This window comes from Acidovorax sp. GW823-FHT01C06 (assembly GCF_058798375.1).
Genome location: NZ_JBXAKN010000007.1, coordinates 156,584 through 169,136, shown reverse-complemented (window position 1 = coordinate 169,136; position 12,553 = coordinate 156,584). Strand labels below are relative to the sequence as shown.

Annotated in this window: 9 protein-coding genes; 7 read left to right on the top strand and 2 right to left on the bottom strand. The window is 66.6% G+C overall.

Annotated features, from left to right (window positions below):
• Positions 1 to 52 precede the first annotated feature (52 nt).
• The 4 genes from odhB to AC1RCS_RS15890 all read left to right on the top strand — a co-directional run bounded on the left by odhB (position 53) and on the right by AC1RCS_RS15890 (position 4,707).
• Positions 53 to 1,315: a 2-oxoglutarate dehydrogenase complex dihydrolipoyllysine-residue succinyltransferase gene (gene odhB / locus AC1RCS_RS15905; RefSeq protein WP_218294820.1), complete on the top strand. Its 1,263-nt coding sequence runs from the start codon at positions 53 to 55 to the stop codon at positions 1,313 to 1,315.
• A gap of 90 nt (positions 1,316 to 1,405) precedes the next feature.
• The gene (gene lpdA / locus AC1RCS_RS15900) at positions 1,406 to 2,833 is read left to right on the top strand and encodes a dihydrolipoyl dehydrogenase (RefSeq protein WP_218294821.1); all 1,428 of its coding nucleotides are present in this window, start codon (positions 1,406 to 1,408) and stop codon (positions 2,831 to 2,833) included.
• Between the two features lie 81 nt (positions 2,834 to 2,914).
• Positions 2,915 to 4,012, top strand: a complete 1,098-nt coding sequence (gene zapE / locus AC1RCS_RS15895) for a cell division protein ZapE (protein ID WP_218294822.1) — start codon at positions 2,915 to 2,917, stop codon at positions 4,010 to 4,012.
• A complete protein-coding gene (locus AC1RCS_RS15890) occupies positions 4,009 to 4,707 on the top strand; it encodes a hypothetical protein (protein ID WP_492245348.1) in 699 nt (232 codons plus the stop codon). The genes zapE and AC1RCS_RS15890 overlap by 4 nt, the downstream gene beginning before the upstream one ends.
• Positions 4,708 to 4,825: 118 nt before the next feature.
• Here the strand turns inward: AC1RCS_RS15890 and AC1RCS_RS15885 are convergent, their stop codons facing one another.
• Complete coding sequence (locus tag AC1RCS_RS15885) at positions 4,826 to 5,632, bottom strand: PP2C family protein-serine/threonine phosphatase (protein ID WP_218294824.1); 807 nt, start codon at positions 5,630 to 5,632, stop codon at positions 4,826 to 4,828.
• Positions 5,633 to 5,739: 107 nt separating this feature from the next.
• On the opposite strand from AC1RCS_RS15885, the gene AC1RCS_RS15880 reads away from it, so the two are divergent.
• Positions 5,740 to 5,943, top strand: a complete 204-nt coding sequence (locus tag AC1RCS_RS15880) for a YdcH family protein (protein WP_218294825.1) — start codon at positions 5,740 to 5,742, stop codon at positions 5,941 to 5,943.
• Positions 5,943 to 7,991, top strand: a complete 2,049-nt coding sequence (gene yoaA, locus AC1RCS_RS15875) for a DNA repair helicase YoaA (protein ID WP_492245347.1) — start codon at positions 5,943 to 5,945, stop codon at positions 7,989 to 7,991. Before AC1RCS_RS15880 ends, yoaA begins: the two co-directional genes overlap by 1 nt.
• Here the strand turns inward: yoaA and AC1RCS_RS15870 are convergent.
• Positions 7,954 to 8,751: an outer membrane protein assembly factor BamD gene (locus tag AC1RCS_RS15870; protein ID WP_218294827.1), complete on the bottom strand. Its 798-nt coding sequence runs from the start codon at positions 8,749 to 8,751 to the stop codon at positions 7,954 to 7,956. The two genes, yoaA and AC1RCS_RS15870, sit on opposite strands and share 38 nt — an antisense overlap.
• A gap of 181 nt (positions 8,752 to 8,932) precedes the next feature.
• Between AC1RCS_RS15870 and dnaE the strand changes: the two genes are divergently transcribed.
• Positions 8,933 to 12,466, top strand: a complete 3,534-nt coding sequence (gene dnaE, locus AC1RCS_RS15865) for a DNA polymerase III subunit alpha (protein WP_218341139.1) — start codon at positions 8,933 to 8,935, stop codon at positions 12,464 to 12,466.
• Positions 12,467 to 12,553 lie beyond the last annotated feature (87 nt).

Genomic DNA, 12,553 nt, shown 5'->3' with positions numbered 1-12,553 from the left:
CAGCTACCCGAACGAACACAGAACAAACAGAACCCTACTGAAAGAATTCAAAATGGCTATCGTAGAAGTCAAAGTCCCCCAGCTGTCCGAATCCGTGGCGGAAGCCACCATGCTGACCTGGAAGAAGAAGGCCGGTGAGGCCGTGGCCGTGGACGAAATCCTGATCGAGATCGAAACCGACAAGGTCGTGCTCGAAGTGCCCGCGCCGTCGGCTGGCGTGTTGTCCGAAATCATTCAGGGCGACGGCGCCACCGTGGTGGCCGAACAGCTCATCGCCAAGATCGACACCGAAGGCAAGGCTGGCGCAGCCGCCCCCGCACCGGCTGCCGCTGCGCCGGCTCCCGCGGCCGCAGCGCCCGCCGCCGCACCAGCGGCTGGCGGTTCGAAGGGCGATGTGGCCATGCCCGCAGCCGCCAAGCTGCTGGCCGACAACAACCTGTCGGTGTCGGCCGTGGCCGGCACGGGCAAGGATGGCCGCGTGACCAAGGGCGACGTGCTGTCCGCCGTGGCCGGCGGCGCCAAGGCTGCTGTGGCTCCGAGCGTGATTCCCACGGGCGTGCCGACCAAGACGCTGCCCCAGGTGTCCGCGCCTGCCGCCAAGGAAGACCTGAGCGGCCGTCCCGAGCAGCGCGTGCCCATGAGCCGCCTGCGCGCCCGCGTGGCCGAGCGCCTGCTGCAGTCGCAGTCGACCAACGCCATCCTGACCACGTTCAACGAAGTGAACATGGCCCCCGTGATGGATCTGCGCAAGAAGTTCCAGGACTCCTTCACCAAGGAACACGGCACCAAGCTGGGCTTCATGTCCTTCTTCGTGAAGGCCGCCGTGCACGCCCTCAAGAAGTACCCCGTGCTGAACGCCTCGGTGGACGGCAACGACATCGTCTACCACGGCTACTTCGACATCGGTATCGCCGTGGGTTCGCCCCGTGGCCTGGTGGTGCCCATCCTGCGCAATGCGGACCAGATGAGCTTCGCCGACATCGAGAAGAAGATCGCCGAGTTCGGCAAGAAGGCGTCGGAAGGCAAGCTGGGCATCGAAGAAATGACCGGCGGCACGTTCTCCATCTCCAATGGTGGCACGTTCGGCTCCATGCTGTCCACCCCCATCATCAACCCGCCCCAGTCGGCCATTTTGGGCGTGCACGCCACCAAGGACCGCGCCGTGGTGGAAAACGGCCAGATCGTCATCCGCCCGATGAACTACCTGGCCATGTCGTATGACCACCGCATCATCGACGGCCGCGAAGCCGTGCTGGGCCTGGTGGCCATGAAGGACGCGCTGGAAGACCCATCGCGCCTGCTGTTCGACATCTGATCCCCTGACTGTATCGACCCACCCGCGTGGCCCGGCCTCTGGTCCTGCCCGCCGGTGGGTCTTTCTCCAACTGACTGAACGAGATTTCCCATGAGCAAACAATTTGATGTGATCGTCATCGGTGGTGGCCCCGGCGGCTACATCGCCGCCATCCGCGCTGCCCAGCTGGGCTTCAACGTGGCCTGTATCGACGAGTGGAAGAACGAGAAGGGTGGCCCCGCGCCCGGCGGCACCTGCACCAACGTGGGCTGCATTCCGTCCAAGGCGCTGCTGCAATCGTCCGAGCACTTCGAGCACGCCAACAAGCACTTCGCCGAACACGGCATCACGGCCACCGGCGTGAAGATGGACGTGGCCAAGATGATCGCCCGCAAGGACACCGTCGTGAAGCAGAACAACGACGGCATCCTGTACCTGTTCAAGAAGAACAAGGTCAGCTTCTTCCACGGCCGCGGCTCGTTCGTGAAGGCCGCCGAAGGCGGCTACGAGATCAAGGTGGCCGGCGCCGCCGAAGAGGCGATCACGGGCAAGCAGATCATCATCGCCACGGGCTCCAACGCGCGCGCGCTGCCCGGCACGCCGTTCGACGAAGAGTTCGTGCTGTCCAACGACGGCGCGCTGCGCGTGGGCGCGGTGCCCAAGAAGCTCGGCCTCATCGGCTCGGGCGTGATCGGCCTGGAAATGGGCTCGGTGTGGCGCCGCCTGGGCGCTGAAGTCACCATCCTCGAAGGTCTGCCCACTTTCCTGGGGGCCGTGGACGAGCAGATCGCCAAGGAAGCCAAGAAGGCGTTCGACAAGCAGGGCCTGAAGATCGAGCTGGGCGTGAAGGTCGGCGAGATCAAGACCGGCAAGAAGGGCGTCTCCATCGCCTACACCAACGCCAAGGGCGAAGCCCAGGCGCTGGAGGTGGACAAGCTCATCGTCTCCATCGGCCGCGTGCCCAACACCATCGGCCTGAACACCGAAGCCGTGGGCCTGGCCCTGGACGAGCGCGGCGCCATCGTCGTCGATGCAGACTGCAAGACCAACCTGCCCGGCGTGTGGGCGGTGGGCGACGTGGTGCGTGGCCCGATGCTGGCGCACAAGGCGGAAGAAGAGGGCGTTGCCGTGGCCGAGCGCATTGCCGGCCAGCACGGCCACGTGAACTTCAACACCGTGCCCTGGGTCATCTACACCAGCCCCGAGATCGCCTGGGTGGGCCGCACCGAGCAGCAGCTCAAGGCCGACGGCGTGAAGTACAAGGCCGGTACCTTCCCGTTCCTGGCCAACGGCCGCGCGCGCGCGCTGGGCGACACCACCGGCATGGTCAAGATGCTGGCCGATGCCGACACCGATGAGATCCTGGGCGTGCACATCGTGGGCCCGCAGGCCAGCGAGCTGATCTCCGAAGCCGTGGTGGCCATGGAGTTCAAGGCCAGCAGCGAAGACATCGCGCGCATCTGCCACGCGCATCCGTCCCTGAGCGAAGCCACGAAGGAAGCGGCCCTGGCCGTGGACAAGCGCACGCTGAACTTCTGATATTTGAATAAAAACCGGCTCCAGCGCTTGACCATCAAGCGCTGGCAGCTATTAAATTCATAGTATCAGGACAACCACCACGTGACCGTCAAACAGGCTTACCTGGCCGAGCTGGCCGCCAAAGGCTTTCAAAGCGACCCTGCCCAGCTGCGTGCCGTGGATGCCCTCCAGCGCTGCGCCGATGAATGGGCGGCCTACAAGGCCCGCCGCTCCAACGCGCTCAAGAAGCTGATCAACCGGCCGGACATTCCGCGCGGCGTGTACATGTATGGCGGGGTGGGGCGCGGCAAGAGCTTCCTCATGGAGTGCTTCTTCGACGCCGTGCCCCTGAAGCGCAAGGTGCGCCTGCATTTCCATGAATTCATGCGCGAGGTCCACCGCGAGCTGGCGGCGCTGCAGGGCACGGTGAACCCGCTGGACGTGCTGGGCGAACGCATTGCGCGGCGCTACAAGCTCATCTGCTTCGATGAGTTCCACGTTGCCGACATCACCGACGCGATGATCCTGCACCGCCTGCTGGCGGCACTGTTCGACAACGGCGTGGGTTTTGTCACCACCTCCAATTTCAAGCCCGACGACTTGTACCCCGGCGGCCTGCACCGCGACCGCATCCTGCCCGCGATCGCCCTGCTCAACGAGCGGCTGGAAGTCGTCAATGTCGACAACGGCACCGACTACCGCCGGCGCACCCTGGAGCATGTGAAGCTGTACCACACGCCACTGGGGCCCGAGGCGGACGCCGAGATGGGCCAGGCCTTCGACCAGCTGGCCGAAGTGCACGACGAAGACCCGGTGCTGCACATCGAGGCCCGCGAGATCCGCGCCCGCCGCAAGGCCGGCGGGGTGGTGTGGTTCGACTTCAAGACGCTGTGCGGCGGTCCCCGTTCGCAGAACGACTACCTGGAGATCGCGACGCAGTTCCATACCGTGCTGCTGTCCGACGTGCCCCACATGCCCGTGAGCATGGCGTCGCCCGCGCGGCGTTTCACCTGGCTCGTGGACGTTCTCTACGACCGGCGGGTCAAGCTCATCCTGTCCGCGGCGGTGCCGCCCGAACAGCTGTACACCGAAGGCCCCCTGGCGCACGAGTTCCCGCGCACGATTTCGCGGCTCAACGAGATGCAGTCCAAGGAATTCCTGGCGCTGGAGCGCCGCACTGTCGATACGGGGCTGACATGATCATGCTGAAGCGCCTGGCCCTTGTTGTCCTCGCAGGCTTTGCCTGTGTTTTCGCGGCCCCTGCACCGGCGCAATCCGGTGCGCCAGCGGGTGTGCCGCAGGGCAGCCCACAGGCCGCGGCCGCCCAGCGCAAGGCGGAGCACGACCGTATTCGCCACGAGCGCGATGCCATCAAGGCCCGGCGCCAGCAGGACGAAGCGGCCTGCTACCAGCGCTTCTCGGTGGAGGACTGCCTTCGCGGTGTCCGTGCGGGAGCGCGTGACGCGGAATCCCGCCTGCGTGCCCAGGAGATCGAACTCAACGACGCGGAGCGCAAGGAAAAGGCGGCGGAGCGCCTGAAATCGATCGAGGAAAAGCAGCGGGCGGTGGTGCCGGAGGGGCCGTCGGCGGGTGCCAGCGCGCCGGATGCCTTGCTGCGCAAGCCGCACGATCCGCAGGGCATGAAGTCCCAGCGCGACCAGGAGGCAGGGCAACGGGCGCAGCAGCAGCGCGACCGGGTGCAGAAGCAGGCAGAGGAACGGGCTGCCCACAATGCCACGAATGCCGAGCGTGCCGCGCAGGCGCGCGAACGCCACGCGGCCGCGCTCAAGGCCGCGCAGGAACGCCGCGCACGGATAGAAAAGTCGCAGGCAGAGGCCGCTGCCCAGGGGCGCAAACCCGCCGCGCCGCTACCCGCCGCTTCGGCGGCGCGCTGAGAACGGTTCTGGCGGAGGGCATGCGCAGGCGCGCCGCGCAGGGATCTGGCGGGGCGGCCTGGATCTGCTGGCGCAGGCGTGAGCCCACCAACCAGCGTCAGCCGGGCCCCGGGGCGTATCAGGGCCGGCCTGCGTCGGCGGGGACCAGGCGCGCCACCTTCTTTTCTTCCACCAGCGCTTCCATCTTCACGATGACCAGGGAAAGGTTGTCACCGCCGCCGCGCGCCCGGGAACGGGCTTTCTCGATCAGGAACTCCGTGGCTTCCCGTGGCGACAGCGAGTCCACCACGGAACCCAGTTCGGTGGGCGAAAAGTAGTGCCACACGCCGTCGCTGCAGGCCATGAGCACGTCGCCCGGCTGCAGCTGCGGAATCACATGGGTGGTGATAGGCGGGTCGCTTTCGGTCCCCAGGCAGCCCACCAGGATGTTGGAATGCGGATGGTTGTTGGCCTCCGCCTCGGTGAGCTCGCCCCGGTCCACCAGTGCCTGGACATAGGAATGGTCGCTGGTGCGAAACACCATGCGCGCGCCCTGAAAGTGGTAGATGCGCGAATCGCCCGCGTGCACCCAGTGGCAGTCGCCGCGCGGGTTGATGAGGAAGGCCGCGATGGTGCTGTGCGGCTCCTGCTCGGCCGCGATGGCCGTGAGGCGGATGACGATGTGGGCTTCCTCGACCATGCTCTTGAGCATGGCCACCGGGTCGTCGGTGTCCGGAGAATAGCGTTCGAACAGCTGGCGCGCCGTCATCATGACCTGGTCGGATGCCTTGCGCCCGCCGCTGCGGCCGCCCATCCCGTCGGCAATCACGCCCAGCACGCAGCCGTTGTGCCGCTCGTGCGAGATCAAGGTCACCTGGTCTTGCTGGTACTCCCGGTCACCCTTGTGGATACCGGTGGACGCGATGAGGCGAAACGCTTTGGTCATGCTGGTGATTGTGGGGGCGCGTACGCAAACGGCCGTCGCGGAATGCGGGCCAAGCGCGTATTATCCGCCCGCCTGTGGCATTTTTGCCATCCTGCGGCCCCCACGCCTTGAACCTCAGCCTCCATTCTCCGCACCGGCAGCTCATTGCACTGCGCATCGAACATGCCGATCTCGATGCCCTGATCGACCTGTGTGCTCCAGACGGGGCACCTGACGAATTCACACTGCGCCGCCTCAAGAAGCGCCGCCTTGCGCTGCGCGATGCCATGCATCGCTTGGAGCGGGCCCTTCAACCCCAAGAGCCCGCCTGATGGCGCTGGCGGAAATGGTTCAGGAGGTGTTCGCCGCCGATGGCGTGCTGGCGCGGGCGGACGTGCATTTCCAGCCCCGTGCGGGACAGACGGACATGGCGGTGGCCGTGGCGCGCACCATCGAGGCCGGTGGCGCCCTGGTCGTGGAGGCGGGCACGGGGGTGGGCAAGACCTTCTCCTACCTCGTGCCGGCGCTGCTCAGCGGCGAGCGCGTGCTGCTGTCCACCGCCACCAAGGCCCTGCAGGACCAGCTGTTCGCGCGCGATCTTCCGCGCCTGGCCCAGACGCTGGGCCTGCCGGTGCGCATGGCGCTTCTCAAGGGCCGGGCGAGCTATCTGTGCCTGTACCGCATGGAGCTGGCGCGCCAGGACGTGTCTGCCCGTGAGCCCGGCGTGGCGCGCGTGCTGGCCAAGGTGGAGAGCTGGTCGCACGGCACCCGCTCGGGCGATCTGGCGGAGCTGACAGGGCTGGACGAGCGGTCGCCCGTGATCCCGCTGGTCACATCCACCCGGGAGAACTGCCTGGGCTCCCCGTGCCCGCGTTTCCGCGAATGCCACGTGCATCTGGCACGGCGGGAGGCGTTGGCGGCGGACATCGTGGTCATCAACCACCACCTCTTCTTTGCCGACCTGGCGGTCCGCGAATCCGGCATGGCCGAGCTCTTGCCGTCGGTGCGCGTGGTGGTGTTCGACGAGGCGCACCAGATCAACGAGACCGGCGTGCAGTTTTTGGGGCTTGCGCTGTCCACGGGCCAGCTGATGGACTTCGGCAGGGACCTCCTGGCCGTGGGGCTGCAGCATGCGCGCGGCCTGGCGGACTGGACGGGGCTGGCCAGCCTGGTGGATCTTTCGGCCCGGGACTTGCGCCTGACGGTGGGAGAGCGGCGGGGCGGGGCGAAGCTGCGCTGGACGGATGAGGCGCCGCAGGGCGTGGCGGGTGATGCGTGGCATGCGGCCATCCGCAGCGTGGCGGTCGCCTGCGCACAGGCCCAGGAGGCGCTCGACACGGTCAGCGAAATGGCGCCCGACTTTGTGCGGCTGTACGAGCGCGGGACCGAACTGCTGGCGCGGCTGGCGCATTTCGCCGGCCCTGGCAACCCTGACGCCGTGCGCTGGATCGATGCGGGCGCGCAATTGCGCCTGATGGAGTCGCCCCTGGACATCGCCGAGGCCATGCGCACCCGCCTGCTGGCCGCGCCGGCCGAACCGGCGGGCGAAGATGGCTGGCCCGAGGAGTCCGCGGCGGGCCCCGGCAGGACATGGATCTTCACGTCGGCCACGCTGGGCGATGACGAGCGGCTGAGCTGGTTCACGGAGCGGGCCGGCTTGCAGGATGCCGAGATCCTGCGGGTCGCGAGCCCCTTCGACTATGCGTCGCAGGCGGCACTGTACGTCCCGCGCCACCTGCCGTCGCCGGCCGACCCCGCGCACAGCGGCATGCTGGCGCAATGGGTGGCCCAGGCGGCGGAGCAGCTCGGCGGCCGCACGCTGGTATTGACCACCACGCTCAAGGCCCTGCGCACGATCGGGGATGCGCTCGGAGACCGGTTTGCGGCATCGGGCAGCCTGGAGGTCCTGGTGCAGGGCGAGTGGCCCAAGCGGCGGCTGATGGAGCGTTTTCGGGAAGGTAGCGAGCACGGACAGCGGGGCTGTGTGCTGGTGGCGTCGGCCACGTTCTGGGAAGGATTTGATGTGCCCGGCGACGCATTGCAGCTTGTTGTCATCGACAAGCTGCCTTTTCCGCCTCCGGGCGACCCCCTGGTGGAAGCGCGCACGCAGCGCATCGAAGAATCGGGCGGGAAGGCGTTCAAATCCTACGCGCTGCCGGAGGCGGCCGTCGCGCTCAAGCAGGGGGCGGGGCGCCTGATACGCCGCGAGTCCGACCACGGCATTCTCGTGGTGGGCGACACCCGCCTGGTCACCATGGGCTATGGCAAGCGCCTGCTGGCGGCGCTGCCGCCGATGCGGCGCCTGGAATCACAGCAGGAATTCGAGGCCGCGGTTCAGGCGCTTACCAGAACTTCCACCACGGATCGGCCTTGGCCCTGAGGCCGCCGCGCACGTACTCGCTCTGGGGGTACGAGGTGTCCATCACCCGACGCGCATCGTCGCGCAGCTGCGTCATGCCCAGCGCGTCATAGGACTGGATGAGGATGTACAGCGCTTCTTCCAGCGCGGGCACGCCCTGGTAGTCGGCCAGCGCCACCTGCGCGCGGCTGATGGCCGCCACATAGGCACCGCGCTGGAAGTAGTAGCGCGCCACATGCACTTCGTATTGCGCGAGCGAATTGACGATGTAGGTCATGCGCTGGCGCGAGTCCTGCGCGTAGCGCGATTCCGGAAAGCGGGTGACCAGCTCGCTGAAGGCTTCGAACGAATCCTTGGCGGCTTTCTGGTCGCGCTCGGAGAGGTCCTGGCGCGAGATGAACGAGAACAGGCCCAGGTTGTCATTGAAGTTCACCAGGCCCTTGAGGTACAGCGCGTAGTCGAACGCCGGACTGGCGGGGTGCAGCTTCATGAAACGGTCCAGCGTCGCGATGGCCTGGGCCTTCTCGCCGGCCTTGTAGTGCGCGTACGCCTTGTCGATCTGGGCCTGCTGCGCCAGCGGAGTGCCTGCCGCGCGGCCCTCCAGCTTTTCCAGCAGGGGAACGGCCTTGTCATAGGCGCCGCTGTTCATCTCGTCCTGCGCTTCCGAATGGATGCGGTTGGGGCTCCAGTTGGCCGTTTTGTCTTCGGTCGTGCTGGAGCAACCCGCCAGCAGACCGGCAAGCAGCAGGGCGGAAACGAGGGGCAGTGGGGCACGCAGCATCGCAAGCAGCTTTCAGCAAAAGAGGAGACAGGGGGTGCAGGATATCTGCGCCGGTCCAGCGGGCCGGGCGCCGTTGGCATCCGGGGCACGGAAAGGCATTGTACCGGCGGCCGTCCCTGTCAAGAGGCGCCGTGCGGCTGGCTTTCGTGGCGAGGCGCGTGGGGCTTTCTACAATGCTCCCATGTTTGTTCACCTGCGCCTGCACACCGAGTTTTCCGTCGTCGACGGTACCAATCGAATCGATGAGGTGGCCAAGGCCGCCGCCAAGGACGGCCAGCCCGCGCTGGCCATCACCGATCTCAACAACCTTTTTGGCGCGATCAAGTTCTACAAGGAGGCGCGGGGCAAGGGCGTCAAGCCCGTCCTGGGGGCCGAGATCTTTCTGGAGGGCGAGGCGGGCGCAGCGCCCTCGCGCCTCATCGTGCTGGTGCAGAACCGCCAGGGCTACCTCAATCTGTCCGAACTGCTGGCGCGCGCCTGGACGCGCAATGTCGTCAAGAACCTGGCGCTGTGCACCTGGGACTGGCTGCAGGAGCTTTCGGAGGGGCTGATCGCCCTGGCCGGGGCACAGGCAGGGCCCGTGGGGCAGGCCCTCCTGAAGGGGGATGAGTCGGGCGCCGCCCAGGTGGCCTTGCGCCTGGCGGGGCTGTTTCCACACCGGTTTTACATCGAGTTGCAGCGGGCGGGCCGCGTGGACGATGAAAGCCACGTGGTGGCCGCGGCGCAGCTGGCGGCGCGCCTGAGCTTGCCCGTGGTGGCGACGCATCCGGTGCAGTTCGCCACGGCGGACGACTACGAGGCGCACGAAGCGCGCATCTGCATCGCTGAGGGCGAGATCCTGGCCAATCCGCGCCGCGTGCGCAAGTTCACGCGCGACCAGTACTTCAAATCCTCCGCGGAGATGGAGGCGCTGTTTGCGGACGTGCCCTCGGCCATCGCGAACACGGTGGAAATCGCGCAGCGCTGCAACCTCACCCTGGTGCTGGGCAAGCCGCAGCTGCCGGACTTTCCCACACCCAACGGCATGCCGATCGACGAGTATTTCGGGCTTGCATCGTTCGATGGCCTGGAGGCGCGGCTGAAACTGCTGTTTCCCAAGGAGGCCGAGCGCGACCAGCAGCGCCCGCGTTACGTGGAGCGGCTGGAGTTCGAGATCGGCACCATCCTCAAGATGGGCTTTCCGGGTTACTTCCTCATCGTGGGGGACTTCATCCAGTGGGCCAAGGCCAACGGCTGTCCCGTGGGGCCGGGCCGGGGCTCGGGCGCCGGCTCGCTGGTGGCCTATGCGCTCAAGATCACCGACCTGGACCCGCTGCAGTACAACCTGCTGTTCGAGCGCTTCCTGAACCCCGAACGGGTGTCCATGCCCGACTTCGACATCGACTTCTGCCAGTCCAACCGCGACCGGGTGATCGACTACGTGAAGGACAAGTACGGCAAGAACGCGGTGAGCCAGATCGCCACCTTCGGAACCATGGCCGCCAAGGCGGCCATCCGCGACGTGGGCCGGGTGATGGACATGAGCTACATGTTCTGCGACGGCATCTCCAAGCTGGTGCCGGGCAAGCCCGGCATGTCGTACACGCTGGCCTACCCGCCCGAGGTGAAGAAGGAAGGCGACAAGAACAACTACGCGCTGGAACTGGAGCCGCAGCTGTACGAGCGCGTGCAGAAGGAAGAGGACGTCAAGACCATCATCGAGATGGCCCAGAAGCTCGAGGGCATGACGCGCAACATAGGCATGCATGCGGGCGGGGTGCTGATCGCGCCGGGCAAGCTCACCGACTTTTGCCCGCTATACCAGCAGCCGGGCAGCGAATCGGCCGTGAGCCAGTACGACAAGGACGACGTGGAGGCCATCGGCCTGGTGAAGTTCGACTTCTTGGGTCTGGCCACGCTGACCATCCTGGAGATCGCGCGCGAATTCATCATGAAGCGCCACAAGGGGCAGGAGAACTTCACGTATGAAGCCGTCCCGCTGGACGACGGGCCCACCTACCGCCTGTTCTCGGAAGGCAAGACCGAGGCGGTGTTCCAGTTTGAAAGCCGGGGCATGCAGGGCATGCTCAAGGAGGCGCGCCCCAGCCGGCTGGAGGATCTGATCGCGCTCAACGCGCTGTACCGCCCGGGCCCCATGGACCTGATCCCCAGCTTCGTGAACCGCAAGCACGGCAAGGAGGTCGTGGAATACCCGCACCCGCTGGTGGAAAAGGTGCTCGCCGAGACCTACGGGATCATGGTGTACCAGGAGCAGGTGATGCAGACCGCCCAGGTGCTGGGGGGCTACAGCCTGGGCGGCGCCGACATGCTGCGCCGCGCCATGGGCAAGAAGAAGGCCGAGGAGATGGCCGAGCACCGCGAGATCTTCCGCAAGGGGGCCGCCGAGAAGGGCATTGGCCAGGAGAAGGCCGACGAAGTGTTCGACCTGATGGAGAAGTTCGCCGGCTACGGCTTCAACAAGTCGCACGCTGCCGCGTACTCGCTGCTGGCGTACCACACCGGCTGGCTCAAGGTGCACTTCACGGCCGAGTTCTTCTGCGCCAACATGACCGTGGAAATGGACGACACCGACAAGCTCAAGGTGCTGTTCGAGGACGCGCAGAAGATGGGGCTCTCGTTCGAGCCGCCGGATGTCAACCGGGGCTTCTACCGCTTCGAGCCGGTGACCGACAAGATCATCCGCTACGGCCTGGGGGCCGTCAAAGGCACGGGGCAGCAGGCCATCGAAGCCATCGTGGCCGCGCGCGAGGGGCGGGGCGAGGGGCCGCAAGGCTCGACCACCGGCCCCTTCAAGAGCCTGTTCGACTTCTGCGTGCGGGTGGACCGGGCGCGCCTGAACAAGCGCACGGTGGAGGCGCTGATCAAGGCGGGTGCGTTTGACTCGCTCCACCTCAACCGTGCCTCCCTGGTGGCTTCCATCGACCGCGCGTTCGATTTTTCGGCGGCCACGCTGGCCAATGTGAACCAGGGGGGGCTTTTCGACATGATGGGCGACGACGCCCATGGCTCGAGCACGCAGGAGCCGGATCTGGTGGATGCCATGCCCTGGGGCATCAAGGAGCGGTTGACGCAGGAGAAAACGGCGGTCGGCTTCTACCTCTCCGGCCATCTGTTCGACGAAGTCGCCACCGAGGTGCGGCGCTTCGTGCGCACCTCCATCGACGAGCTGCTGGACAGCCGAGAACCCCAGGTCCTCGCCGGGATCATCAGCGACTTCCGGGTGATCAATGGCCAGCGCGGCAGGCTGGGCCTCTTCCGCCTGGACGACAAATCCGGTGTCATCGAAGCCTCCGCGGACGAGGCACTGCTCAACACCTACCGCAACCAGCTCAAGGAAGACGAGTTCGTGGTGATGATGGGCCGCCTGCAGCTGGACCATTTCAGTGGCGGGCTGCGCGTGAAGGTGCAGCAGGTCTGGGATCTGGCCGGGGCGCGCTGCCGCTTCGGCAAGTATCTGCATGTGCTGGTGGGCGACAAGGGGCCGGATGTGCCCCGGCTGGTGCGGGAATTTCCCGCCCGCCGCGAGGAGATCGCGGAGGGCGAACTGGTCCATGGCCTGCGGGTGCGCATGGGCGTGCGCTGCGTGGCGGGCGACGCGGCGGCGGTCGCGGAGCTGCAACTGGGAGAAAGCGCCCGTTTCTATCCCACCGACGCGGCGCTCGCGGCCTGGACGGCCCAGGCTGGCAGCGGGTCCGCCACCGTGGTCTACGAATAGGGCGGGCCCGCGACACCAAAGAGTGAATATCCGGCGCGCCATAGCTTGAAAAAAACAGGATCAACGTCAGATTTCTCTCACGGCATC

Coding starts and splice junctions, on each gene's coding strand:
- odhB (WP_218294820.1), top strand. CDS start 53: ATGGCTATCGTAGAAGTCAAAGTCCCCCAGCTGTCCGAATCCGTGGCG.
- lpdA (WP_218294821.1), top strand. CDS start 1,406: ATGAGCAAACAATTTGATGTGATCGTCATCGGTGGTGGCCCCGGCGGC.
- AC1RCS_RS15890 (WP_492245348.1), top strand. CDS start 4,009: ATGATCATGCTGAAGCGCCTGGCCCTTGTTGTCCTCGCAGGCTTTGCC.
- AC1RCS_RS15885 (WP_218294824.1), bottom strand. CDS start 5,632: ATGACCAAAGCGTTTCGCCTCATCGCGTCCACCGGTATCCACAAGGGT.
- yoaA (WP_492245347.1), top strand. CDS start 5,943: ATGGCGCTGGCGGAAATGGTTCAGGAGGTGTTCGCCGCCGATGGCGTG.
- AC1RCS_RS15870 (WP_218294827.1), bottom strand. CDS start 8,751: ATGCTGCGTGCCCCACTGCCCCTCGTTTCCGCCCTGCTGCTTGCCGGT.
- dnaE (WP_218341139.1), top strand. CDS start 8,933: ATGTTTGTTCACCTGCGCCTGCACACCGAGTTTTCCGTCGTCGACGGT.